The following is a 24259-nucleotide window of genomic DNA, read 5'->3' on the forward strand; positions in this document are numbered from 1 at the left end:
CCGCCCCCCCCCCCCCCCCCCCCCCCCCCCCCCCCCCCCCCCCCCCCCCCCCCCCCCCCCCCCCCCCACGCCGAGGTCGTCCTGGCCGGCCCTGAGGGCCGCGCGCCCGAGCCCACGTGCGTGGTGCGGCTCCTCCTCAGCCGTGACGGCTCCGTGCTGACGGTGCCCCGAGCCGACGGGGCAGGCCCCGACCTCCCGAACGCCGCCGTCGGTGAAGAGACACCGGACGAGGCCCTGGCCGGGCTGGCGCAGCGGGTGCTCGGACGCCACGCGCCCGCACGGCTGCTGGGGTACGTGCGCAACACCGTCCCCGACCCCACTCCGCACTACCCGTGGCCGGTGCCCGTCGCGCACTTCACCGTCTGGCAGTGCGTAGCCCCGCAGGGCGTCGAGCCGGACGGTCGGTGGCTCGACGAGGCATCAGCGAGAACGCTGCTCGCAGAGCGACACTGGTGGCCGCTGCACCCCCGGCGCGACGGCTGACGACGACCGCTGCCGGCTCACGGCATCAGCCGGTCAACGGGCCGTCGCCGTAGGTGGCCTTCACCTCGGTGACGACGACGTGGTGGGCCTCGTACCAGCGGCGCACCTGCCCCTTGGCCTCTCGGTGGGCGGGGAAGCGGGCGAGGTGTGCCAAGGCCTGCTGGTCGGTGAAGTAGTAGATCGCGTTGACGAGCCCCTGGTCGGGCATGGTCCAGGTCTCGGTCCGGACGAACCCGGGCAGGGAGCGGGCGTACTCGTCGATCTCGCCGTCGAGGCGGTGGAACACCTCGTCGTAGGTGCCCGGCCGGAAGACGAACTGGACACAGATCACGACGGCACCTCGCCCCGGTCGGTCCGCGTCACCCGACCGATCAGGCGCTCGGCGACCCGCACGTCGGGGCCGAGGTCGCGGAGGTGGTCCGAGAGCGAGGTGGCGACCGCCCGGAGGTCGGCGTCGCTCACCGCGTCGAGCGCGTCGACGATGAACAGCGCGCTGGTGGTGTCGGCGCGGAGCGCCGTCCGTCGTCCTTGGCGCCAGTTCCAGCGCCGGCAGGTCACGCCCGCGTCGTCGCACCAGACCACCTCGCCCACCTCCGGGTGCTCGAGCACCTCCTGGCCGTCGGAGGTGGCGTCGAAGGCCTCGGTGCCGTCGGCGCGCACCAGCCTCGGGCTGCCCCGGTAGGCGTCGAGGTCCTCCCCGCCGACGGGCACCTGGTGCAGGACGGAGATCGCGTTGTACACGTCGGTCAGGGGGTTGACGCGGGGCAGTCCGCTCGGCGCCCGTCGGGTCAGCGCCTCGAGGCTGTTGCGGGTGCGTTGCGGCTTGGCGCCGAAGGCCCGGTAGGCCTCGCGCCACGACGCGACGTGCGCGAGCTCCTCGACCGGCCGGTCCTCGAGCAGGGTGATGGCGTGCGCCTCGGCACGGCGCAGCAGGGCCTCGGCCCCCGCCTCACCCTGCCCCGGGACGAGCCCGGTGGCCACCAGCAGGAGAGCCCGGTAGTCGGGACGGAGAGCGAGGACGTCGGCGCTCACGCGGGCACCCACGAGGCGTGCCACAGCGGTCCCGTGCTCAGCCATGGGATGCCTCCGACGTCGGGGACGCACCCACCCCGGGCTCGAAGACGGCCAGGGAGAACTGGACTCGCGAACCACTCTCGTTGGCGTACCGGTGCGCGACGTCCCCCGAGAACGCGACGGCGTCGCCCGGCGACAGGGTCAGGCTCTGGTCGCCGACGCCCAGCGTCAACGTCCCGGCGTGCACCTGGATGAGCTCCTGGGTCCCAGCGGCATGCGCCTCGCTCTCGTGGCACTCCCCTACGGCCAGGGTCCAGTCCCACAGCTCGGCGACGTCCGGAGGTTCGGTGCCGGCAACGAGAACCGCTCGGCCGCCGTGCTCGCCGTTCCACAGCACCGCCCCCTCACCGGCCCGCGTCATCGCCACGGGCAGCGGCTCCGCGGGGCCGACAAGTACCGGCAGCCCCACACCCAACGCATCGCTGAGGCGCAGGAGCGTCCCGACGCTGGGGTTGGCCACCCCCTGCTCGACGTTTACCACCGCCCGACGACTCACGTCGGCGGCGCCTGCCAGCTGGTCCAGGGTCCAACCCTTGGCCTGTCGGCGCCCGCGCACACGGGACCCGATGGTCGCCGCAAGAGCGGCCGCCTGCTCGTCCATGAGTGCATAATAGTGCACTTCGAGTGCACCATGAGGGACCTCCGGGAGGGGCAGCTCCTCCGGGTCGAGGTGAAAGAGGCACCCGAGACGGTCCGGCATCACCTCGACCCGATCCGCACCACCGCTGGTTCGAGGTGGAACCGCCCCGCCAGACGGCCCGGCATCACCTCGACCCGGTCCGAACACCAGAGGCCGGAAGGCGTTACACCGCGCCTGCGCCCACCGCGTACTCGACGAGTACCGGCGCGTGGTCGCTCCAGCGCTCCGCGTAGGAGTCCGCCCGCCCGATCGAGGCCCGCACGGCCCGCGCGGCCAGCGGCGCCGTCGCCAGCTGGTAGTCGATGCGCCACCCGGAGTCGTTGTCGAAGGCCTGCCCGCGCCACGACCACCAGGTGTACGGCCCCGGCCCCGGACCGTGCAGCCGGCGCGTCACATCGACCAGCCCGTGCTCGGCGCCCCAGCGGTCGAGGTGGGCCTGCTCGGCCGGCAGGAACCCGGCCTTGCCGCGGTTGCCCTTCCAGTTCTTCAGGTCGTCCTGCGTGTGCGCCACGTTGAGGTCGCCGGTGACGACACCGAGCCGGCCGTCGGCCGCCCACTCCCCCACCCGGTCCCCGACCGCCGCGAGGAAGCGCTCCTTCTCCTCCTGGCGCGGCGTCCCCGCCTGGCCGGTGTGCACGTAGGCCGACGCCACCGTGACGACCTCGCCGTCGACGACGACGTCCGCCTCCAGCCACCGGCCCTGGCCGTCGAACTCGTCACCCACGCCGGTGCGCACGTCCTTGACCGCGTGCCGCGTGAGCACCGCGACGCCGGCGTGGCCCTTCACGGACGACGGGGAGTGCGCCACCTCCCACCCGGCGAACACGCTGTCGGACAGGGCATCTCGCAGCTGGGCGTCATCCGCCCGCACCTCCTGCAGCGCGATCACGTCGGCACCGCTGGCGACCAGCCAGTCGATGCCGCCGCGCCGCAGCGCAGCACGGATCCCGTTGACGTTGGCGGAGACGAGGAGCACGGACCTAGTTGATCATCCCCGCGCCGACGGTGTTGCCGGTGGCCTCGTCGATGAGGATGAACGAGCCGGTGGTCCGGTTCTGCTCGTACGGGTCGACGAGCAGCTGCTGCGTGGTGCGCAGCACGACGCGGCCGATCTCGTTGAGCCCCAGCTCGCGCGTCTCGGCATCGCGGTGCAGCGTGTTGATGTCGAGCCGGTACTGGATGTCCTTGACCACCGCCCGCGCCGAGCGCGTCGTGTGCTTGATGGCCAGCTTCTGGCGCGGGCGCAGCGGCTCGCGCGTCATCCAGCAGACCATCGCGTCGACGTCCTGGGTGGGCTCCGGCGCGTTCTTGACGCGGCAGATCATGTCGCCGCGCGAGACGTCGAGGTCGTCCTCGAGGCGCACCACGACCGACATCGGCGGGAACGCCTCCTCCACCTGGTCGGTGTACGAGTCGATGCCCGCGATCCTGCTGGTCAGGCCGCTCGGCAGCACCATCACCTCGTCGCCGGGCTTCAGGACGCCCGACGCCACGCGCCCCGCGTACCCGCGGTAGTCGTGGTGCTCGTCCGACTTCGGCCGAACGACGTACTGCACCGGGAAGCGGACGTCGCGCAGGTCGCGGTCGGAGGCGATGTGCACGTTCTCGAGGTGGTGCATCAGCGAAGACCCTTCGTACCAGGGCATCTTCTCGCTGCGCGTCACCACGTTGTCGCCCTGGAGCGCCGAGATCGGGATGACCGCCAGGTCGGGCACGTTGAGCCGCTGCGTGAAGGTGACGAACTCCTGGCGGATCCGCTCGAAGACCTCCTGGTCGAAGTCGACGAGGTCCATCTTGTTCACGGCCAGCACGAGGTGCGGGACCCGCAGCAGCGACAGGATGACGGCGTGCCGGCGGGACTGCTCCGTGAGCCCCTGCCGCGCGTCGACGAGCACCAGCCCGAGGTCGGCGGTCGAGGCACCGGTGACCATGTTGCGCGTGTACTGCACGTGCCCGGGGGTGTCCGCGATGATGAACTTCCGTCGCGGAGTGGCGAAGTAGCGGTAAGCGACGTCGATGGTGATGCCCTGCTCGCGCTCGGAGCGGAGCCCGTCGGTGAGCAGCGCGAGGTCGGTGTAGTCGTAGCCCTTGGTCTTCGACGTGGCCTCGACGGCCTCCAGCTGGTCCTCGAAGATCGCCTTCGAGTCCAGGAGCAGCCGCCCGATGAGGGTGGACTTGCCGTCGTCGACCGAGCCGGCCGTGGCGAAGCGGAGCAGGTCCATCAGAAGTAGCCCTCCTTCTTGCGGTCCTCCATGGCGGCCTCGGAGAACCGGTCGTCGCCGCGGGTGGCACCGCGCTCGGTGACCCGGGCCAGCGCCACCTCCTCGACGATCTCCTCGAGCGTGGACGCGGTGCTCTCGACGCACCCGGTGAGGCTGAGGTCGCCAACGGTGCGGAACCGCACGGTGCGCTCGGTGACGGTCTCGCCGTCGCGGCAGGGGTTGAACGGGCTCTCGCTGAGGAGCATCCCGTCGCGCTCGAACACGCGGCGCTGGTGCGCGAAGTAGATCGAGGGGATCTCGACCTCCTCGCGGGCCAGGTAGTGCCAGATGTCGAGCTCGGTCCAGTTCGACAGCGGGAAGATGCGCAGGTGCTCGCCCTCGTGGAGCCGCCCGTTGTACAGCGACCACAGCTCGGGGCGCTGGTTCTTGGGGTCCCACTGGCCGAACTCGTCGCGGTGCGAGTACACGCGCTCCTTGGCGCGGGCCTTCTCCTCGTCGCGCCGGCCGCCGCCGAAGGCCGCGGTGAAGCCGTTGCTCTCGATGGCGTCCAGGAGGGTGGCGGTCTGCATCCGGTTGCGGCTGGTCTTGCCGTCGTCGACGACGATGCCGGTGGCGATGGCCTCCTCGACCGACGCGACCACCAGCTGCGCCCCGAGCCGCTCGACCCAGCTGTCGCGGGTGGCGAGCACCTCGGGGAAGTCCAGGCCGGTGTCGACCTGGAGCAGCGGGAACGGCAGCCGCGCGGGGTAGAACGCCTTCTCCGCCAACCGGAGCATGACGATGGAGTCCTTGCCGCCGGAGAACATGAGCACGGGGCGCTCGAGCTCGGCGACGACCTCGCGGAAGATGTGGATGGACTCCGACTCGAGCTCCTCCAGCTGGGAGAGCCGGTAGTCGGCACTGGCCTGCGGTGATGTCACCGTGTGTCCTCTCGGTCCGGGCGCTCCGACAGTACCTGCGGCCCGGAGTCCATCTGACGCGGATCCGGAGACTGGACGCGCGCATCCGTGCAGACTGGGCCCGTGACCGACACCGCAGGGGTGTTCACTCCCTCACGCCAGCACCTCGACGACCTCGACGTGCTCCGGCGCGGCCTCTACGGCCCGGATGCCCGGCCGCGCCCGCTCACGCTGCCGGCCGACCGTCTCGAGAAGGCCCTGGCCGACGGCGCCCTCGTGCTCCTCGACCCCGAGGGCGTGCCCGTCGCCCGGCTCACCGACCTCCGGGACGACGGCGACGGCCGCGTCACCGGCCGCCCCGAGTGGCTCGCCGAGCCCTCGCCCCGCCCGTTCCAGTCCCTCCACCTCCACGATGCGTCCGCGCTCGCCGGCCGGCCCCTGCTCGTGGTCGCCTCCCCCGCGGACCTGCCCGAGCGGGTGCCCGACGGCACCGACCTGCTCGTCCTCGCCTCGACCTCGCTCGACGAGGACGCCTCGGGCAACGACACCGTGCGGGCCGCCGTCACGGCCGCCCGCGGCACGGGCGCCGGCGTCCACGTCGTCCCGGTGCCGCAGGGTGACGACGAGCGCCTGCGCGCGCTGTTCGCCACGCTGGGTGTCGAGGACCTCGGGGACGGCACGCCGGCCGCGGCCACGACCCCCACGGGCGGCATCGTCCTGCTCGCCACCGGCCTCTCCGGCTCGGGCAAGTCCACCATCGCCCGCGCGGTGGCGGCCCGGCTCGTCGAGGAGGGCACGCGGGTCACGCTCCTCGACGGCGACCGCGTCCGCCACCACCTCACCGCGGGCCTCGGCTTCTCCCGCGAGGACCGCGACACCAACGTGCGGCGCATCGGCTGGGTCGCCGCGGAGGTCGCGCACCACGGCGGCCTGGCCATCTGCAGCCCGATCGCCCCGCACGAGGGCGTGCGCGCCCAGGTCGCCGCCACGGTCGCGGCCCGCGGCGGGCGGTTCGTCCTCGTGCACGTCGCGACCCCCCTCGAGGAGTGCGAGCGCCGCGACCGCAAGGGCCTCTACGCCGCCGCCCGCCGCGGCGAGATCCCCGACTTCACGGGCATCTCCGCTCCCTACGACGTCCCCGAGCACCCTGACCTGCGCATCGACACGACCGGGCGCCCGGTCGAGGAGTGCGTCGACGAGGTCCTCGCCCTGCTCCACTCGCTCACCGCAGGAGACCGCAGTGCCCGATGACCTGATCTCCGGTGCCGCCCTGGCGCTGCTCGCCGTCAGCTTCCTCGTCGGCATCGTCGTCGGGCTGACCGGGATGGGCGGCGGAGCCCTGATGACTCCCGCGCTGGTCTTCCTCGGCATCCCGCCGACCGCAGCCGTGGCCAACGACCTCGTGGCGGCAGCCATCAACAAGTCGGTCGGGGCCACGGTCCACGCCCGCAACGGCTCACCGAACTGGCGGTTGGCCCGCCTGTTGATGATCGGCTCGGTGCCGTTCGCGTTCGCCGGCGCCTTCATCGTCCATGCGGTGGGGTCGGCCGAGGAGCGGGAAGCGTTCCTGCGGTTGGCGATCGGCGTGGCCCTGCTGCTCGCCGCCGCCACGTACACGCTGCGGATCTACGGCACGGTCTTCCACCACTGGGGCCGCAGCTCGCCCGACGGCGAGGTGCCGGTGCGCGTCGTGGCCACGGTCGTCGTCGGCGCGATCGGCGGGCTGCTCGTCGGCCTGACCAGCGTGGGGTCGGGCTCGATCATCATGGTCTCGCTGCTCCTGCTCCACCCCGGCCTGGGTGCGCGCAAGCTCGTCGGCACCGACCTCGTGCAGGCCGTGCCGCTCGTGCTGGCGGCGGCCGTCTCGCACGTCATCGTCTCGGGCATCGACTGGGCGGTGCTCATCCCGCTGGTCCTCGGCGGTACGCCCGGCACGTTCGTCGGCGCGCGGCTCGCGGCGTGGGTGCCCGGGTCGGCGATCCGCCGCGGCATCGTGATCGTGCTGACGCTCACCGGCCTCAGCCTGCTCAAGGTCCCCCCGATGACCGTCGGCGCCATCGGGGCCGCCCTGCTCGTCCTCGGCCCGCTGGCCTGGGCCGTCCTGCGCCGCGCGCACGGGCTCCCGGCCTTCACCCCGCACCGCAACCACTCCCCCGCCGCCGACCCCGACCTCGGCGACCTCCCCGGCAGCACCGACCCCGAGAAGGCACCCCGATGACCGACGGACCCGACGACCACGAGGTGGCGGCCGCCGTCGCGGAGGAGGCCGGCCGGGCGCTGGTCGCGGTGCGCGCCGAGCGGGCCGACCTCGAGGGCCACGAGCTCAAGGACCTCGGCGACGAGACCGCGCACGAGCTGATCGTCCGACTCCTCGCGAGCCTGCGCCCGGACGACGCGGTGCTCAGCGAGGAGGGCGCCGACGACCCACGCCGGCTCGCGGCCCACCGGGTCTGGATCGTCGACCCGCTCGACGGCACGCGCGAGTTCTCCGAGCGGCCGCGCGACGACTGGGCCGTGCACGTCGCGCTGTGGGAGGACGGCAGGCTCGTCGCGGGGGCGGTCGGCATCCCGGCCCGCGGTGTCGTGCACCGGATGGACCGGCCCGCGCCCCTCCCCGAGCGGCCGACCGGTGAGGACGGCGCCCCGTCACCCGTGCGCCTCGCGGTCAGCCGCAGCCGACCCCCGGCCTTCGTCGTCGCCCTGGCCGAGCGCCTCGGCGCCGAGCTGGTGCCGATGGGCTCGGCGGGCGTCAAGGCGATGGCCGTCCTCGACGGCACGGTCGACGCCTATGTGCACGCGGGCGGCCAGTACGAGTGGGACTCGGCCGCTCCGGTGGCCGTCGCGCTCGGGCACGGGCTCGCTCCCACCCGGGTCGACGGCTCGCCGCTGGAGTACAACCGCGAGAGCCCGTGGCTGCCCGACCTGGTCATCGCCCGGCCCGAGGTGGCCGGCGCGGTGCGCGAGGCACTCGACGCCCTCGACCTCCCGGCCTGACCGGTCCCGACCACCCGGACGGGCGGCCGGCGACGGATGGACGGAACATAACGCGTGGCGTTATGCTCAGTAGGTGATCAGGTCGTTCGGGGACGCACCCACCGAACGTCTCTGGGCACGACAACGCACCAGGAAACTGGACCCCCGCATCGAACGCACCGCCCTTCGCAAGCTCGTCATGCTCGATGCCGCCGAAGTCCTGGACGACCTCAAAGTCCCGCCCGGGAACCGGCTCGAAGCACTCAAAGGTGACCGCGCCGGTCAACACAGCATCCGCATCAACCAGCAGTGGCGCATCTGCTTCGTCTGGACCCCCGCCGGTCCCGAAGGCGTCCAGATCGTCGACTACCACTAGAAGGAGGCACACACATGGCGACCATCGCGCCCATCCACCCCGGAGAGGTTCTCCTCGAAGAGTTCCTCGTCCCGCTGGACGTCACCCAGCACCGGCTGGCCGTCTCCATCGGTGTCCCCCCGCGGCGGATCAACGAGATCGTCCACGGCAAGCGCCGGATCACCGCCGACACCGCCCTGAGGCTGGCCCGCTACTTCGCCACCACAGACCGGTTCTGGCTCAACCTGCAGACCCGCTACGACCTCGAGATCGAGAAGGACCACCTCGGGGGCGCGCTGGACGACATCCAGCCGCTGCAGAGCGCCTGACCGAGACGCATTCGCCGCGGCGGAGCCGGAGGATTCGAGTCGTCACGGTGATGACGCGGAAGCTGGCCTGCGACAGGGATGCATCCCCGCCCCCACCGAACTTCCGCGTCGTCACGGTGATGACGCGGATGTTCCCGCTCGACGCGCCCGACCTCTCGACCTGACCGCCGGCGCCGGAGCGGCGGGCGGCGTCAGCGCAACGAGCCCGCCGACGCCCAGTCGCCGCCGAAGGTCGTGGTGCGCCACACGGCGTCCCCGGCGACCAGCCAGACCGCCTTCCCGCTGACCGACACCGAGGTGCGCCCGGCCGCCGGCACCGCATCCGCGAAGCAGGTGCCCTCGGTGACGTCGGTGCCCTCGAAGGCGCTCACGACCGTGCCGGGGCACTCGGCGGTGACGACCGCGAGGACCCCCGTGCCGTCCTCGCGCCCGGCCACGGACACCGCTCCCTCGACGGAGGCGCCGTCCTCCCAGGACTGACCGCTGTCGGTGGTGACGCGCAGCTGCCCGCCCGAGCACAGGGCGGTCGCGCGGGTGGCGCCGTCGACGGAGAGGTCGAGCACACGGGTCTTGCCGCACGGGCGGGCGACCTCGTCGCGGGGCGTGTGCACCCCGGTGCCGCTCTCGGGCACGCGGGCCCACCCGCGGCCCGCGCTGCCGGGGTCGCCCCACGAGCGGCCGGCGTCGTCGGTGGTCCAGAGCCGCAGGTCGCAGCCACCGTCCCCGCCGATGACGAACGCCTCGGTGCCCGACGCCGGCCGGATGCGCGTCACGGCGCCCGGGGCGGTCCGGCTCGACCACGAGTCGCCGCCGTCAGCGGTGACGCGCACCGCGCCGGGCTTCTCGCACGAGCCGGTGTCCGCGACCCACGCCTCGGTGGCGGAGGCGGCCACCACGAAGCGGGTCAGCGCGGTGGTGGTGGCGGGCGAGGAGGGCGAGGCGCTGGGCGACGGGGTGGGCTTCGGGGTGCTCGACGGCTCCCCGACCGGGGTGGTGGTCATCGACGACGAGGGGGTCGGGCTCCCCCCTGCCGGGCTCGCCACGGCGGCCGTCGGCGTCGAGGACCAGCGGACCGCCCACACGACCAGCACGAGGTCGAGCACGAAGAAGGCCGCGAGACCCGCGGTGAGCAGCGATCGGCGGTCCATCGGGCCAGCATCCACGACGGAGGGGCACCGCTCAACGCAAACACGTGAGGAAGCCGTGGCCATCGCGACGTGCGTGCCGCGTGGGGCTACGATTCACGACGGACATCCGGTTCAGGGGCCCGGGCCGACGCGATCTCGAGGACGACACACGTGGAACTCCAGGACTACCTGCTCGTCGTGCGCAAGCGCTGGCGGGTCATCGTCCTCGTCGTGCTCGCGGCGGTCTTCCTCTCGACGGTCGCGACGCTGACCTCGACCAAGCAGTACGAGTCGACCACGCAGTTCTTCGTCTCCACCACCGGGTCCGAGGACAGCGTCAGCCTCCTCCAGGGCAGCACCTTCACCCAGCAGCGGGTGAAGTCCTACACCCAGCTGCTCTCCACCCCGCGCATCCTCGACCCCGTCGCGCAGGCGGTCGGCGGCGACGCCACCTCGGTCGCCCGGCAGGTCACGGCCACCACGCCCCCGGACACCGTGCTCATCGAGGTCGCCGTCCGCGACTCCGACCCCGAGCGGGCCCGGGCCATCGGCACGGCGATCGCCGCCGAGTTCCCCGCGGCCGTCTCCGAGCTCGAGAGCCCCCAGGGCGCCAAGTCCAGCCCGGTCAAGGTCACCGTCGTCCAGCCGCCCACCACGCCGGCCGGCCCGGTCAGCCCCAAGCCGCTGCGCAACGTCGCGCTCGGCGCCGTGCTCGGCCTCCTGCTCGGCCTCGGCCTCGCCGTGCTGCGCCAGGTCCTCGACAAGGGCATCAAGACCGCCGACGACGTCAAGCAGATCACCGACGCCCCGATCCTCGGCGCCATCCAGCACGACCCCGACGCCCAGAAGCGGCCGCTCATCGTCGAGGTCGACCCGCGCTCGCCGCGCGCCGAGGCCTTCCGCGCGCTGCGCACGAACCTCCAGTTCGTCGACGCCGCGAACCACCCCCGCACCCTGGTGGTCACCTCCTCGCTCGCGGGCGAGGGCAAGAGCACGCTCACCGCGAACCTCGCCCTGACGATGGCCCAGGCCGGCGCGCGCGTCTGCCTCATCGAGGCCGACCTGCGCCGCCCGAAGGTGCTCGAGTACATGGGCCTCGAGGGCTCGGTCGGGCTCACCGACGCGCTCATCGACAAGGCCGACGTCATCGACGTCATCCAGCCGTACGGCGGCACCAACCTCTGGGTGCTCGGCGCCGGCCGCATCCCCCCGAACCCCTCCGAGCTGCTCGGCTCGAGCTCGATGCAGAGCCTCCTGCAGAACCTCGTGCGCCGCTTCGACTACGTGATCATCGACGCCCCGCCGACCCTGCCGGTCACGGACGCCGTGGTGCTCTCCAAGCTCGCCGACGGTGCGATCGTGGTGGCCGGTTCCGGCCTCGTCGACCGCGACCAGCTGGCGCACACCCTCGAGACGCTCGCCTCGGTCGACGGCAAGGTGCTGGGCGTCGTGATGAACCGCGTGCCCCCGCGGGGCGCCGGCACCTACGGCTACGGGTACTCGTACGAGACGCCCGACGACGCCGCCCTGCGCCGCGACCGCAGCCGGGTCGGCCGCGCCTGACCGGGGCCGCGGGCTGCTCTCAGGCCCGCGTGCCGCCCCGCAGGGCGGCGACCACGGGGACGATCGCGGCGTCGATCTCGGCCGCCATCTGCTCGAACACGGCCGGTCCGTGCCCGATGGGGTCGGTGATGTCGACGCCCTCCTGCCGCGCGGGCACCAGGCCCCGGCGCGCGGTGGCGACATCGACGACGTGCCGCACCCACGATCGGTCGGTCGGCTCCGGCGAGAGGTCCTCGGGCCCGACGCCCTCGAGCAGGTCGGCGAGGTCGCGCAGGGTCAGGGTGCGACGCAGCGCGGCGGGGTGCAGTCGGGCGGCGGCCGCCCGGTGCTCACGAGCGGCGGTAATGACCACGTCGGCGCCGGCCACGAGCTCCTCGGTCAGCAGGCGCGCCGCGAACCCCTCCGGACTGCCGCCGGCGCGCACGAGGAGCTCCCGGCTGCCGGGGTCCATGTCGCGGCCCACCAGGCCCTGGGTCCCGGCGCTCGACACCTCGATGCCGGTGCCCGCGAGCTCCTGGCGCAGCCGCCGCTCGAGGTAGGGCGACCGGCACACGTTGCCCGTGCAGACCACGAGCACGTGTCCTCGACCGTTCACTTCTTCACCTCGGGTACCATCGTTTCCGCACGTCGGAGCAGGGGGCGCCACGTCACCGACGGGCAGCAGGCCCAACCCTAACCAGCGCTGTGCGCACTCTCTCTCGAACCTAGGGGCCCACCACTTGTCCTACCGTCGCGCTCTCGCCACTCGACTCCGCTGGACGGCCGTCGACGTGGTGCTGTGGGCTGCGGCTCTGACCCTGGCGGCGTCCCTCCGCCTCGACTTCGCCATCCCGTACGAGTTCGCGCGGGGGCTGCTCATCGGCACCGTCCTCGTCGCCGTCCTCCAGGTCGCCATCGGCTGGCTCACCGGCCCGTACGCGGTCAGCCACGAGCTGGGGTCCTTCGAGGAGGCCGGCGAGCTCGGCCGCACCACCGTCCTCAGCGGCATCGTCCTCGGGATCTGCGTCGCGGTCATCGACCTGATCCAGCTGCCGCGCAGCGTGCCGGTCAGCGGCACGGTCCTGGCCCTCACCGCGATGTTCGCTGCACGTTTCCTCGTCCGCGCCCGCTCGACCCGGCGCACCCGCTCGACCGCCGGGGACCGCCGCGCAATCGTGTTCGGCGCCGGCGCCGGGGGCCGCCTCCTCGTCCGGAGCCTGGTCCGCGACCCCGGCAGCGGCATCCAGGCCGTGGCCCTGCTCGACGACGACCCCGCCAAGCGCCGCCTGGCCATCTCCGGGGTGAGGGTGCGGGGCGGCCGCTCCGACCTCGTCTCCGTCGCGTCCCGCCTGGCCGCCGACACCCTCGTCATCGCCACCCCCAGCGCGTCCGCCGAGGTGGTCCGCGAGGTCTCGGCGCTCGCCGCCGAGGCCAACCTCTCGGTGCTCGTCCTGCCGCCGGTCCGCGAGCTCTTCGGCCAGCGCCCGAGCGCCAGCGACCTGCGCGACCTCGACGTCGCCGACCTGCTCGGCCGCCAGCCGGTCGACCTCGACATGGCACTCATCTCCGAGCAGCTCTCCGGGCGCCGCGTGCTCGTCACCGGCGCGGGCGGCTCCATCGGCTCCGAGCTGTGCCGCCAGATCTCCCGCTTCTTCCCCGGGCAGCTCTTCATGCTCGACCGCGACGAGTCGGGGCTGCACGCCACCCAGATGTCCATCGAGGGCCACGGCCTCCTCGACACCGACTCCCTCGTCCTCTGCGACATCCGCGACGTCGAGGCGCTCCGCGAGGTGTTCGAGCGCACGAAGCCCGACGTCGTGTTCCACGCCGCCGCCCTCAAGCACCTCACGCTCCTCGAGCGGCACCCCGAGGAGGCGCTGAAGACCAACGTCCTCGGCACGGCGAACGTCATCGACGCCGCCCGCCGCTCGGGCGTCGAGACCTTCGTCAACATCTCCACCGACAAGGCCGCCAACCCGTCGTGCGTGCTCGGCTGGTCCAAGCGCATCGCCGAGCGGCTCACCGCGGCAGCCGACGCCCACGAGCCCGGTGCGCGCTACATCAGCGTCCGCTTCGGCAACGTCCTGGGCTCGCGCGGCTCGGTCGTGCTCTCCTTCACCGAGCAGATCCGCCGTGGCGGGCCGGTCACCGTCACCCACCCGGATGTCGAGCGCTACTTCATGCTCATCCCGGAGGCTTGCCAGCTCGTGCTCCAGGCCGGCAGCATCGGTACCGGCGGCGAGGTGATGGTGCTCGACATGGGTACCCCGGTGAAGATCACCGAGATGGCCCGCACCATGATCGGCCTGTCGGGCCGCCGCGACGTCGAGATCGTCTTCACCGGGCTGCGCCCCGGCGAGAAGCTCAGCGAGGAGCTCTTCTCCCCCGCCGAAGAGGTCCACGACGCGGGCCACCCGCTCATCACCGCCGTCCAGGTACCGGGACTCGACCCCGAGGGGCTGCACACCCCCGCTCCGGACGAGGTGCGCTCCTGGCTCGTGGCGTACTCGGGGACCGGGCCGGTGAGCTCTCGCCCGTGACGTCTCTGCTCCTGACGGGGGTCGGGTGTGGTCTCGCGACCACCGTGACCGCCGGTCTGCTCCTCCCTGTGCTCCGGCACCGGCTCGACGTGCCGAACCACCGTTCCTCGCACACGGTGCCGACCCCCCGCGGCGGGGGCCTGGCCCTCGTGGTGGGCACGGTGGTCACCGCGGTCCTGGTGGCGCTCACCGGTGACGCCTGGCCCGCCGACACCTGGGTGCTGCTCGGCGCATCCCTCGTGCTCGCCCTGGTCGGCCTCCTCGACGACGTGCGGGGGCTGCCGCCGGTCCCCCGGCTGCTGGCCCAGGTCGTCGTCGGCGCCGCCGCCGGGTTCGTGGTGGGCGGCGCGCTCGGCCTCGTCGTCGGGGCGCTCGTGGTGCCGGCGGCCGTGAACATGGTCAACTTCATGGACGGCATCAACGGCATCTGCGCCGCCCACGCCGTCGTCGGTGGAGTCGGCGCGCTGCTGGCGGGTCAGGCCCTCGGGTCGGCGCCGCTGTCCGTGCTCGGTGCCCTCACGAGCGGGGCGGCGCTGGGCTTCCTGCCGTGGAACGCCCCGCGGGCCCGGATGTTCCTGGGCGACGTCGGCAGCTACCTCCTCGGCGGCCTCGCCGGTCTCTCGGTCACCGCGGGTCTGTCCGCCGGCGCCGACGCGTGGCGCCCGGAGGTCATCGGCTGCCTCGCCGCCCCCTACCTCCTCTTCGCCGCCGACACCGCCACGACCCTCGTCCGGCGGCGCCGGCGCGGCGAGCCGCTGCTCGAGGCGCACCGCGAGCACGCCTACCAGCGCCTCGTCCACGGGCACGGCCTGCCGCACTGGGTGGTGTCGTTCGCGATGGCCGCCGCCGCAGCCGTCGTCGTGGGCGCCTTCCTCGGCGGCTGGCTGCCGGGTCTGGTGGCCTCGGCGGTGGCCGTCGTCGGGTTCCTCGTGGTCGCGCCGCGTGTGGTTCCCCGGGCGGTGGCCTCATGAGCCTGCGCGTCCTGATGCTGACCCAGTGGTACGACCCGGAGGGCGGCGCCGCCGGCCACCCGGGCGTGGTGGCCCGAGCACTGCGCGACCTCGGCCACGAGGTCCACGTCGTGACCGGCGTGCCCATCTACCCCCTCGGCAAAGTCTTTCCGGAGTATCGGAACCGCCTGTACCAGCGCGAGCTCATCGACGGCGTCACGGTGCACCGCGGCCCGATCTTCCCGAGCCACGACGCCCGCGCCTCCCGCCGCATGGCGACCTACCTCAGCTTCGCCCTGTCCGGCATCCTCACGACGCTGCGCGGTGCTCGCGGTGTCGACGTCGTGTACGTCTACTCCTCCCCGGCTACCACGGCCCTCCCGGCTCTCGTGCTCGGGCCCTTCCGCCGATGGCCGGTCGTGCTGCACATCCAGGATCTGTGGCCCGACAGCGTGACCGCCAGCGGCTTCGTCGCGTCCACGCGGGCCGGCCTTGTCGAGAGGCTGCTGCACCGCTTCTGCGCGCTGACCTATCGCCGATCGACGACGGTAGCCGTCTCCGCTCCCGGCATGATCGACATCCTGGAAGAACGGGGGGTTCCAGCCGACAAGCTGCGCCTGGTCCCCAACTGGGCCGACGAGGAGCACTTCGGCCCGCGCCCACGGTCCCAGAGCCTGGCCGCGGAGCTCGGGCTGCAGGCACCGACCGTCGTCATGTACGCGGGCAACTTCGGCGAGCTCCAGGACCTCGGCACGGTCGTCGACGCGGCAGCCCTGCTGCGAGACCGGGACGACATCCTGGTCGCTCTCGTCGGGTCGGGTGTGGCGGAGGCGCGTCTCAAGGCCGCGGTCACCGACCGAGGACTGACGAACGTCCGGTTCGTCCCGCCGCAGCCGTTCGAGGAGATCGCGACCGTGCTGGCCTTGGCGGACGCCCAGCTCGTGACGCTCAAGGACGTCCCGCTGCTCCGCTCAACACTCCCGTCCAAGCTGCAGGCCAACCTCGCAGCGGGGCACCCGGTCATCGGCGCGGTCCGAGGTGACGCCGCCTCGGTGATCGCCGACTCCGGGTCGGGAATCGTGGTCCCGCCCGGCGACGCCCGCGCCCTGGCCGACGCCATCGCGCGCTTCGCTGAGCTCCCCTTGGAAGCTCGTGCCGAGATGGGCCGCACGGCACGCAGCACGTACGAGCACCGTTTCTCCCGCGCCACCGTGAGCGCGATGCTCGACCGTGTCCTTCGCGAGGCGGTGGCCGATGGCTGAGCGTAAGGTCGCCGTGGTCGGCGCCAGCGGTTTCGTCGGATCGGCCGTGGCGGCCGCCCTCCGCGGGCGAGGCGTCGCGGTCGTGCCGGTCGGCGCACCTCGCCTGACGGTCTCCCCTGCTGACCTCGACGAGGCAGCGACCGCTGGTCTTCCCGCGGCTGTCGAGGAGCGGCTTCGCGGATGCTCGGTAGTGGTCAACGCTGCCGGCCTGTCCGACGCCGGCGCCGACGACGAGGAAGCGCTGCTCGGCGCGAACGCCCTGCTGCCCGGATTGCTCGCGCGGGCCTGTCACGATCTCGGGGTGAGGTTCGTCCACATCAGCAGCGCGGCGGTCCAGGGCCGCCGCCCGGTGCTGGACTCCTCCCGGGAGGTCGCGCCGGTCACCCCGTACGCACGGGCGAAGGCCCAAGGCGAACGGCTCGTCCTCGCGGCCGACCCGGCTGCGGTCGTCTACCGCCCGGCCGGGGTCCACGGAGAGGACCGGGCGGTCACGAGGCGGCTGACCTCTCTCGCCCGTGGCCCGTTCCGCACGGTCGCCGGCAGCGGAGATGCCAACAGCCCGCAGGCGCTGCTCGCCGACGTCGCGGACGCCGTCGCAGAGCTGGCCCTCATCGAGGCTCCACTCCCCTCTGTCGTGCACCACCCCTCCGCTGGCGTGACCACCCGCCACCTCCTCGAGCTGCTGGGCGGCGGCGCACGCCCCCGCCGGGTACCGATGCCGGTGGCGCGGACGGTGCTCGCCGGGGCCTCGCTCGCCGGGCGGGCCCATGGGCGCATCGGTGCCCTGGCGCGCCGGCTCGACGTCCTGTGGCTCGGTCAGGACCAGGCACCGAGCTGGCTGGAGAACCACGGCTGGCGGCCCGTCACGCAGATCGAGGACTGGGAACGACTGGGCGAGACCGTCGCGCGCAGGGCAGAGCCAGACGACCAAGGAGAGCGATGACCGACGCCAGCACCAGCCCGTTCAGCGGCAGCGCCGTGACCATCACCGGCGGCACGGGATCGTTCGGCTCGACGATGGTCGCCCACCTGCTCGACCGCGGCGTGGACCGCATCAACATCCTCAGCCGGGACGAGGCGAAGCAGGACGAGATGCGTCAGCGGCTCGGGGACCCTCGCGTCAAGTTCTTCGTCGGTGACGTCCGGGACCTCGAGAGCGTGAGCAACGCCGTCACCGGTGCCGACTTCGTCTTCCACGCGGCGGCCCTCAAGCAGGTACCGTCGTGCGAGTTCTTCCCCGACCAGGCCGTCAAGACCAACGTCGTCGGCAGCCACAACGTCATCGAGGCGTCGCACCGCGCCGGGGTGCGCTCGGTGGTCTGCCTGAGCACCGACAAGGCGGTCTACCCGGTCAACGCGATGGGCATGTCCAAGGCGCTGATGGAGAAGACCGCCCAGGCCTTCGCCCGCAACCACCCCGAGTCGGCCACCACCGTGTCGGTCACCCGGTACGGCAACGTCATGTACTCACGCGGGTCGGTCATCCCGCTCTTCGTGAAGCTCCTGGAAGCCGGGAAACCCCTCACCCTCACCGCCCCGTCGATGACGCGCTTCCTCATGACCCTCCAGGAGTCGGTCGACCTCGTCGAGCACGCGTTCCTCCACGCCGTGCCGGGCGACCTCTTCGTCAAGAAGGCGCCGGCCTGCACCGTCGAGACGCTGGCTCGCGCCACCTCGCGCGTCCTCGGGTTCGGCGAGCCCGACATCCAGGTCATCGGGGTCCGTCACGGCGAGAAGATGTACGAGACGCTGCTGACCCGCGAGGAGACGTCGCGCTCGGAGGACCAGGGTGACTACTTCCGCGTCTCGCTCGACGCCCGCGCCCTCGACTACGGGATCTACGTCGAGCGGGGCGAGCCGGGTGGCGCGGTCGTCGACGAGTACGACTCGACGACCACCGAGCAGATGGGCGTCGAGGACACCGAGGCCATGCTGCGCACGCTGCCGGAGATCCGCGCCGTGCTCGAGGGCACCCGCGCATGAAGGTCGTCCTCACCGGAGCGGCCGGCTTCCTCGGCTGGCACACCCGCCTGCGGGCCCACGCCCAGGGCGAGCACGAGGTCGTCCCCGTGTCGCGCGAGACGTGGGGCGAGCTGGCCTCCCTCGTCGCGGACGCGGACGCCGTCCTCCACGTCGCCGGCGTGAACCGGGGCACCGACGAGGAGGTCGAGCAGGGGAACGTCCGGCTCGCCGACGACGTCGCGGCCGCCGTGCGCGCGGCCGGCCGGCCGGTGCGCGTGGTGTACGCCAACTCCATCCAGGACGGCAACGGCACGCCCTACGGCAGTGGGAAGGCAAGCGCGGCAGGCCGACTGGCCGCCCTGCGCACCGAGGGCCACACCGTCGTCGACGTCCGGCTCCCCAACATCTTCGGCGAGCACGGACGGCCCCGGTACAACAGCTTCGTCGCGACCTTCGTCCACGCGGTCGCGAAGGGCGAGTCCCCGCAGGTCACCGACCGCGCCGTCGAGCTGCTGCACGTGCAGGACGCCGCCCAGAGCCTGCTCGACGCGCTCACCACCGACGCCGAGCGGCTCGACCCGCGGGGCACCGAGGTCGGCGTCCAGGAGGTGCTCGACCTCCTCCACGAGTTCGAGGCGAGCTACTCCACGGGCGAGTTCCCCGACCTCTCGACGCCCTTCCGCATCGCGCTGTTCAACACCTACCGCACCGCGCTCTTCCCGCAGCGCTACCCGCTCCCCCTCCAGCCGCACTCCGACGCCCGCGGCACCTTCGTCGAGACCGTCCGCAGCCGGGGCGGCGAGGGCCAGTCGAGCATCTCCACCACCGTGCCCGGCGTCACCCGCGGCGAGCACTACCACCTGACCAAGATCGAGCGCTTCGCCGTCGTGCAGGGCACGGCCACCATCGCCCTGCGCCGGATGTTCCACGACGAGGTCGTCGAGTTCCCCGTCAGCGGCGAGGCGCCGTGCGCGGTCGACATGCCCGTGGGCTGGGCGCACAACATCACGAACACCGGGGATGATGTGCTCCTCACCCAGTTCTGGTCGCACGAGCTCTTCCGCCCCGACGCGCCCGACACCTTCCCCCACCCCGTCACCCAGGAGACCGGCGCCTGATGCTCAAGGTCATGACCGTCGTCGGCACCCGCCCAGAGCTGATCCGGCTCTCGCGCGTGATCGCCCGCCTCGACGCCACCGTCGAGCACGTGCTCGTGCACACCGGGCAGAACTACGACTACGCGCTGAACGAGGTCTTCTTCCGCGACCTCGGCATCCGCGAGCCCGACCACATGCTCGGCGTCGACACCTCGTCCCTCGGCGCGGTCCTCGGCGGCACGCTGGTCGCGGCGGAGAAGGTGATGCTCGAGGAGCGCCCGGACGCCGTCGTCGTCCTCGGCGACACCAACTCCTGCATCGCCGCCGTGATGGCCAAGCGCCTGCGAATCCCGGTGTACCACATGGAAGCCGGCAACCGGTGCTTCGACGAGAACGTGCCGGAGGAGACCAACCGGCGACTCGTCGACCACGTCGCCGACTTCAACCTCGTCTACACCGAGCACGCCCGGCGCAACCTCCTCGCAGAGGGCCTGCACCCCCGCCGCATCATCAAGACCGGCTCCCCGATGCGCGAGGTGCTCGACGCCTACCGCGACCAGATCCTCGCCTCGGACGTCCTCCGGCGGCTCGGGCTCGAGGAGGGCGGCTACTTCCTCGTCAGCGCGCACCGCGAGGAGAACGTCGACTCCCCCGAGCGGCTGCGCGCCCTCCTCGACTGCCTCGTCGCCGTCCGAGAGCGCTTCGGCCTGCCGGTCTTCGTATCCACCCATCCGCGCACCCGCAAGCGGCTCGAGGCCCTCCCCGAGTGGTCCGAGCCGGAGGGCGTCACGTTCAGCGACCCGCTGGGCTTCCACGACTACAACCACCTCCAGCTCAAGGCCGCGTGCTGCCTGTCCGACAGCGGGACCATCGCCGAGGAGTCGACCCTGCTCGGCTTCCCGGCGGTCACCCTGCGCGACTCGATCGAGCGCCCCGAGGCCCTCGACACCGGCGGCATCCTCATGACCGGGCTCGACGCCCACGACGTCGTCGAGGCGGTCGCGGTGGCCATGGCCTCCGGGCACACGCGCGACGGGGTCGGCCACCTCACCCCCGACGACTACCTCATCGACAACACGAGCGAGCGCACCGCCAACTTCATCCTCTCGACGGCCCGGCGGCACCACGCCTGGGCGGGCATCCGCCCCTCGTGAGCACGGCGCGCTTCCACGTCGATGCCGCGGGCCAGTGGTCCGGAGGCGGTGGCGCCGTCATCGCCAACCTCGCGTTCGCGGCGGCATCGGACGACGTGCTGACGACGACCCCCGGTCCCGCCACCGTGCCCCTCGTCCCCCGCAACGTTCCGAGCTCGCGGTCCGCACTGCTGCACCCGTTCGTCTGGATGCCGCAGAACGCGCTTCCTTGGGGCCCGCCGTCCCTTGAGGAGCGCTCCCTCCAGCGGACGCTCAGGCTCGCCTCCACCCTCGTCGCGGCACGGGCCAGGGCTCTGGTCCGCATCTCGGGGGCGATTCCGCCCCTGCCGCGTCGCCGTCCGACCAGCGAGGTCCTGCACAACGTCCTCGACACAGGCTTCGAGGAGGTCCTGCCCGAGGCTGCCGCGCCCGGCAACCACTTCGTGAGCATCGGTTCGGCCCACGGCTACCGGCACCTCGTCCCACTCGCCCGTGGGTACGCGGAGTACCGCCGTCGGGGAGGTCGGACCGGTCTCACGATCGTCACCAGCGCCGGCAGCCCGGCGGTGGACGGTTCGCTCGCAGACCTCGCCGCGACCGTCGAGGGTCTGACCCACCACGGAGGTGGCGTGGACCGGCCAGGGGCCCTGCGGGCGATGGCGCGGTCCCGGGGCGTCCTCCTCCCGTCGTCGGTCGAGGCCTCGCCGATGACGCTGCTCGAGGCGAGGGCGCTCGGCCGCCCGGTGGCGTGCAGCCGCATCAGGGCGCACGACGAGCTGCTCGACGGCGAGCCGATGCCCCGCTTCGACTCGAGCGACCCGCGGTCCGTCGCCGGCGCCCTCGAGGCGCTCGACGAGTACGACGGCCGGGCACCCCACGCGCTCGAGGACGCCGCGACACGGGACGCCCGGCGTGCGGAATGGGCCGCTCGCCTGACAGGGTTCCTCCATGGTCTCGGCTGAGCTGGCGACGAACCGGGTCGCAGACGCGCCCGGCGTCCCGAGGCGCGCCGACGGTCTGTTCCTCGTCGCGATCGCGCTGCTCTGCCTCGTCCTGCCCCTCATCTTCCTCGGGGACGCGACCCAGGAGCTGAGCGAGCTGGCGCTCGTCGGCCAGTGGCTGGTGCTGGCGTACGCCGGAGTGCACCTCGCGGTGCTGCTGCGCCGCGGGGCCCCGCTGTGGTTCGACACGATGTTCTGGGCGTTCTCCTACGGCTGGATCGGTCTCGCAGGATGGGCGCAGATGACGGCCCGCCTCAACCCCTACGACGTGTCGATCAGCACCTCGACGTACGAACGAGCCGCGATGCTCGCCCTCGTCGGCTTCCTGGCCTACGACCTGGGGAAGGTGCTGCTCAAACCGCGCAACCTCCCCACTGCAGACCCGCAGGGCCGACGGGTGTCTCCGGGGCGCACGCTCGTCCTGGGCGTGGTGACGCTCGCATCGATGCCTGTGCTGGTGCTCCTGCTCGGAGGTCCGGCGAGCTTCTTGGCGCCGCGGTCCCAGCGCACGGCCGGCCTGAGCGCCAGCGGCCTCATCACGGATGAGTCGAAGGTGACCGGCGGCATCCTTCTCGCCGTGACCAACGCGCTCCCCCTGGTCGCCCTGCTGGCCGTGATCGCCGTCCTGCAGACGCACCGCGAGCTGCGTCGACGGCCGTCGTGGATCGCCCTGCTCGTCCTGCTGGGCAGCGTCACGCTCTTCGTGGGCAACCCCATCAGCAACCCCCGCTTCTGGACGGGGACCATCATCCTGAGCATCCTGTTCAGCCTGTTCCGCACCAGCACGGCTCGGGGGTACCGGGTCACGCTGTCCGCCGTCCTCCTGGCGCTCCTCGTCGTCTTCCCGTACGCAGACCGCTACCGGTACGCCGACGAGGTGGCGGTCTCCCAACCCCTCGGTTACCTGTTCGTCAACAAGCTCGACTACGACGCCTCCGTGCAGATGTCCAACGTCATCGACTACGTCGACGCGACCGGCGGCACCCACGGACACCAGCTGCTCGGCGTCGCCGGGTTCTTCGTCCCACGCAGCCTCTGGTCGGAGAAGCCCGTCAACACCGGCGCGTTGCTCACGCAGTTCGTCGGGTTCCCGCAGACCAACGTCTCGTCCCCCCTCTGGGTCGAGACCTACACCGACGGCGGCCTGCTGCTCGTCGCGACGTTCTTCGTGCTGCTGAGCATGGCGGCCACCTGGGCGCAGCGGTTCCGAGGACGGGCGCCCGGACGGTCGGTGACCTGGGCGATGCTCGTCACGCCCGCGGTCGCCGCCTACAGCGTGGTGCTGCTCCGCGGCTCGCTGCTCTCCGGCATCGGCGCGTTCTGGGTGATCCTCGGGATCTCGTGGTTCGCCACCAGCCCGACCGAGAGCCTCCGACGCCGTCGACGACGTGCCCCCGGGTCGGCGGCGCGCACACGCGTCTCAGTCCGCTAGGAGGGCCTCCGGCCGGGCCATCCGTCGGACGAGGAGCGCGACCCCGGCCGCCGTGACGACCAGCGCCCAGGCCACCGCCGGCGCGGTCCCCCAGACCGCGGCGGCGCCGAGCGCGAGCACGAGCGACGCGACGGAGTGCACGACGCGGGTGCGCAGCAGGGTCCGGCTCTGCCCGTGCGAGCGCAAGAGGGTGTAGGTCACCGAGATCCACGCCAGGCCCGCGTACTCCAGCCCGGTGATGGGCAGGAGCGGACCGGCGACGCTCCACGTGTCACCCAGGAGGAGCCGTCCCACCGCATCGGGCAGCACGAGCGCGACGAGGCAGACCGTGAGGGCCAACCCGGTCAGGGCGAAGCCGATCCGCCGCAGGGTCGCCCAGGTCCGCGCCGGGTCGTCCGACGCGCGCGCGGCCCGCGGCACCACGGCGAGCGGAACGGCAGCCATCACGACGCTCAACGGGCCGAGCAGCGTGCCCGCACCGCGCAGTGCCGCCGACGCGTCGGCCCCGATGAGCAGCGAGGCGCCGCTGACGACCGCGAGGGAGGAGACGGCCCCGAGCAGACCCTCGGTGCCGTACTGCAGGCGACCCGAACCATCGCGGCGCCACCAGCTGCCGAGCGACGGTCGGCGCAGGGACAACCGACCCCGCATCGCGAGACCGACCGCGGCCAGGAGGCCGAGGAGGCCCCACACGCCGATCACGGTCACGGGCCCGATGCCGTCCGGTCGCACGACGGTCGCCAGGAAGACCAGCACCGACCCGAGCGCCCACACCCCGTCCCAGACCACGGCTCCGAGCTGGTCACCGCGGGCCAGCGCGGCGAAGCGCGCCACGTCCTCCAGCAGCACGACCGGGAGGGAGAGGCCGAGCACGGCACCGACCAGCGGCGAGCCCACGAGCACCCCCACCACCGCGACGAGCACCCCGACCGCCAGACCCACCGCCAGCGCGGCGACGAGCGCGCCGGTCACCTCCGTGCGGTAGCCGGCCTCCTCGCGACCACCGGTGAGGAGGATCGGGGTGCCGAGGCTGCCGCGCGTTGCGGCCAGCGCCGTCGACACGGCCAGGAACAGGACGGCCACGAGCCCGAAGAGCTCGATGTCCGAGGTGCGTGCGACGGCCAGCAGGACGAGGACGTTGCTCGCGGAGGACAGCGCCTGGTCCACGACGCCCAGGGCCACGCCGCGGCTGCCGCCGGTACGTGCCACGTGCGACTCGCCTCCCCTCGCCGGAGACC

Annotated in this window: 25 protein-coding genes; 16 read left to right on the forward strand and 9 right to left on the reverse strand. The window is 72.8% G+C overall.

The features are described 5' to 3' along the window. Positions 1–120: 120 nt before the first annotated feature. A complete protein-coding gene (locus ACQZ2A_RS17980; protein ID WP_430213832.1) occupies positions 121–483 on the forward strand; it encodes an NUDIX hydrolase in 363 nt (120 codons plus the stop codon). Positions 484–508: 25 nt separating this feature from the next. Here ACQZ2A_RS17980 and ACQZ2A_RS17985 read toward each other — a convergent pair whose 3' ends face one another. The 6 genes from ACQZ2A_RS17985 to cysD all read right to left on the reverse strand — a co-directional run bounded on the left by ACQZ2A_RS17985 (position 509) and on the right by cysD (position 5339). Next, complete coding sequence (locus tag ACQZ2A_RS17985) at positions 509–814, reverse strand: antibiotic biosynthesis monooxygenase family protein (RefSeq protein ID WP_430213834.1); 306 nt, start codon at positions 812–814, stop codon at positions 509–511. After that, a complete protein-coding gene (locus ACQZ2A_RS17990; RefSeq protein WP_430213836.1) occupies positions 811–1515 on the reverse strand; it encodes a B3/B4 domain-containing protein in 705 nt (234 codons plus the stop codon). The genes ACQZ2A_RS17985 and ACQZ2A_RS17990 overlap by 4 nt, the downstream gene beginning before the upstream one ends. 37 nt (positions 1516–1552) lie before the next feature. Next, on the reverse strand, positions 1553–2158 hold the full coding sequence (locus ACQZ2A_RS17995) for a helix-turn-helix domain-containing protein (protein ID WP_430213838.1): 606 nt from the start codon (positions 2156–2158) through the stop codon (positions 1553–1555). A 202-nt stretch (positions 2159–2360) separates the two neighbouring features. After that, on the reverse strand, positions 2361–3173 hold the full coding sequence (locus ACQZ2A_RS18000) for an exodeoxyribonuclease III (protein WP_430213840.1): 813 nt from the start codon (positions 3171–3173) through the stop codon (positions 2361–2363). A gap of 4 nt (positions 3174–3177) precedes the next feature. Then, a complete protein-coding gene (locus tag ACQZ2A_RS18005) occupies positions 3178–4419 on the reverse strand; it encodes a sulfate adenylyltransferase subunit 1 (RefSeq protein WP_430213842.1) in 1242 nt (413 codons plus the stop codon). Beyond that, positions 4419–5339, reverse strand: coding sequence for a sulfate adenylyltransferase subunit CysD (gene cysD / locus ACQZ2A_RS18010; RefSeq protein WP_430213843.1), 921 nt, complete (start codon positions 5337–5339; stop codon positions 4419–4421). Before cysD ends, ACQZ2A_RS18005 begins: the two co-directional genes overlap by 1 nt. 102 nt (positions 5340–5441) lie before the next feature. Here cysD and cysC point away from each other — a divergent pair, with 102 nt between their 5' ends. From cysC to ACQZ2A_RS18035, 5 genes are all read left to right on the forward strand, one after another. Continuing rightward, a complete protein-coding gene (gene cysC / locus ACQZ2A_RS18015) occupies positions 5442–6569 on the forward strand; it encodes an adenylyl-sulfate kinase (protein WP_430213845.1) in 1128 nt (375 codons plus the stop codon). Then, positions 6559–7536, forward strand: a complete 978-nt coding sequence (locus ACQZ2A_RS18020; protein WP_430213847.1) for a sulfite exporter TauE/SafE family protein — start codon at positions 6559–6561, stop codon at positions 7534–7536. Before cysC ends, ACQZ2A_RS18020 begins: the two co-directional genes overlap by 11 nt. Continuing rightward, positions 7533–8312 carry a 3'(2'),5'-bisphosphate nucleotidase CysQ gene (locus ACQZ2A_RS18025; protein WP_430213849.1) on the forward strand — a complete coding sequence of 260 codons (780 nt, stop codon included), beginning with the start codon at positions 7533–7535 and terminating at the stop codon, positions 8310–8312. Before ACQZ2A_RS18020 ends, ACQZ2A_RS18025 begins: the two co-directional genes overlap by 4 nt. Positions 8313–8385: 73 nt before the next feature. Next, positions 8386–8667 carry a type II toxin-antitoxin system RelE/ParE family toxin gene (locus ACQZ2A_RS18030; protein ID WP_430213851.1) on the forward strand — a complete coding sequence of 94 codons (282 nt, stop codon included), beginning with the start codon at positions 8386–8388 and terminating at the stop codon, positions 8665–8667. A gap of 14 nt (positions 8668–8681) precedes the next feature. Beyond that, complete coding sequence (locus ACQZ2A_RS18035) at positions 8682–8975, forward strand: HigA family addiction module antitoxin (RefSeq protein ID WP_430213853.1); 294 nt, start codon at positions 8682–8684, stop codon at positions 8973–8975. A 191-nt stretch (positions 8976–9166) separates the two neighbouring features. Here ACQZ2A_RS18035 and ACQZ2A_RS18040 read toward each other — a convergent pair whose 3' ends face one another. Beyond that, positions 9167–10123 (reverse strand): hypothetical protein, encoded by a 957-nt coding sequence (locus ACQZ2A_RS18040; RefSeq protein ID WP_430213855.1) that lies wholly within the window; start codon positions 10121–10123, stop codon positions 9167–9169. 150 nt (positions 10124–10273) lie between these two features. Between ACQZ2A_RS18040 and ACQZ2A_RS18045 the strand changes: the two genes are divergently transcribed. After that, on the forward strand, positions 10274–11665 hold the full coding sequence (locus ACQZ2A_RS18045) for a polysaccharide biosynthesis tyrosine autokinase (RefSeq protein WP_430213857.1): 1392 nt from the start codon (positions 10274–10276) through the stop codon (positions 11663–11665). Positions 11666–11684: 19 nt separating this feature from the next. Here ACQZ2A_RS18045 and ACQZ2A_RS18050 read toward each other — a convergent pair whose 3' ends face one another. Beyond that, the gene (locus ACQZ2A_RS18050) at positions 11685–12260 is read right to left on the reverse strand and encodes a low molecular weight phosphatase family protein (RefSeq protein ID WP_430213859.1); all 576 of its coding nucleotides are present in this window, start codon (positions 12258–12260) and stop codon (positions 11685–11687) included. A gap of 124 nt (positions 12261–12384) precedes the next feature. Here ACQZ2A_RS18050 and ACQZ2A_RS18055 point away from each other — a divergent pair, with 124 nt between their 5' ends. From ACQZ2A_RS18055 to ACQZ2A_RS18095, 9 genes are read left to right on the forward strand one after another with little or no spacing between them, the layout of a single operon-like run. Further along, positions 12385–14184: a polysaccharide biosynthesis protein gene (locus ACQZ2A_RS18055; protein WP_430213861.1), complete on the forward strand. Its 1800-nt coding sequence runs from the start codon at positions 12385–12387 to the stop codon at positions 14182–14184. After that, the gene (locus tag ACQZ2A_RS18060; RefSeq protein WP_430213863.1) at positions 14181–15155 is read left to right on the forward strand and encodes an MraY family glycosyltransferase; all 975 of its coding nucleotides are present in this window, start codon (positions 14181–14183) and stop codon (positions 15153–15155) included. The genes ACQZ2A_RS18055 and ACQZ2A_RS18060 overlap by 4 nt, the downstream gene beginning before the upstream one ends. Next, the gene (locus tag ACQZ2A_RS18065) at positions 15152–16396 is read left to right on the forward strand and encodes a glycosyltransferase family 4 protein (protein WP_430213865.1); all 1245 of its coding nucleotides are present in this window, start codon (positions 15152–15154) and stop codon (positions 16394–16396) included. The genes ACQZ2A_RS18060 and ACQZ2A_RS18065 overlap by 4 nt, the downstream gene beginning before the upstream one ends. Continuing rightward, on the forward strand, positions 16389–17339 hold the full coding sequence (locus tag ACQZ2A_RS18070) for an NAD-dependent epimerase/dehydratase family protein (RefSeq protein ID WP_430213866.1): 951 nt from the start codon (positions 16389–16391) through the stop codon (positions 17337–17339). The genes ACQZ2A_RS18065 and ACQZ2A_RS18070 overlap by 8 nt, the downstream gene beginning before the upstream one ends. Further along, entirely contained in the window at positions 17336–18379 is a 1044-nt protein-coding gene (locus tag ACQZ2A_RS18075) for a polysaccharide biosynthesis protein (protein WP_430213868.1), read from the forward strand. The genes ACQZ2A_RS18070 and ACQZ2A_RS18075 overlap by 4 nt, the downstream gene beginning before the upstream one ends. Continuing rightward, positions 18376–19476 (forward strand): NAD-dependent epimerase/dehydratase family protein, encoded by a 1101-nt coding sequence (locus ACQZ2A_RS18080; protein ID WP_430213870.1) that lies wholly within the window; start codon positions 18376–18378, stop codon positions 19474–19476. Before ACQZ2A_RS18075 ends, ACQZ2A_RS18080 begins: the two co-directional genes overlap by 4 nt. Next, positions 19476–20609 carry a non-hydrolyzing UDP-N-acetylglucosamine 2-epimerase gene (gene wecB / locus ACQZ2A_RS18085; RefSeq protein ID WP_430213872.1) on the forward strand — a complete coding sequence of 378 codons (1134 nt, stop codon included), beginning with the start codon at positions 19476–19478 and terminating at the stop codon, positions 20607–20609. The genes ACQZ2A_RS18080 and wecB overlap by 1 nt, the downstream gene beginning before the upstream one ends. Continuing rightward, a complete protein-coding gene (locus ACQZ2A_RS18090) occupies positions 20606–21550 on the forward strand; it encodes a glycosyltransferase (protein ID WP_430213874.1) in 945 nt (314 codons plus the stop codon). Before wecB ends, ACQZ2A_RS18090 begins: the two co-directional genes overlap by 4 nt. Further along, entirely contained in the window at positions 21537–23021 is a 1485-nt protein-coding gene (locus tag ACQZ2A_RS18095) for a hypothetical protein (RefSeq protein ID WP_430213875.1), read from the forward strand. Before ACQZ2A_RS18090 ends, ACQZ2A_RS18095 begins: the two co-directional genes overlap by 14 nt. On the opposite strand, the gene ACQZ2A_RS18100 is transcribed toward ACQZ2A_RS18095, so the two are convergent. Beyond that, positions 23010–24230 carry a hypothetical protein gene (locus ACQZ2A_RS18100; protein WP_430213877.1) on the reverse strand — a complete coding sequence of 407 codons (1221 nt, stop codon included), beginning with the start codon at positions 24228–24230 and terminating at the stop codon, positions 23010–23012. The two genes, ACQZ2A_RS18095 and ACQZ2A_RS18100, sit on opposite strands and share 12 nt — an antisense overlap. Between the last annotated feature and the right edge of the window lie 29 nt (positions 24231–24259).

The organism is Phycicoccus avicenniae, assembly GCF_050496545.1.
Taxonomy (GTDB): Bacteria; Actinomycetota; Actinomycetes; order Actinomycetales; family Dermatophilaceae; genus Phycicoccus; species Phycicoccus avicenniae_A.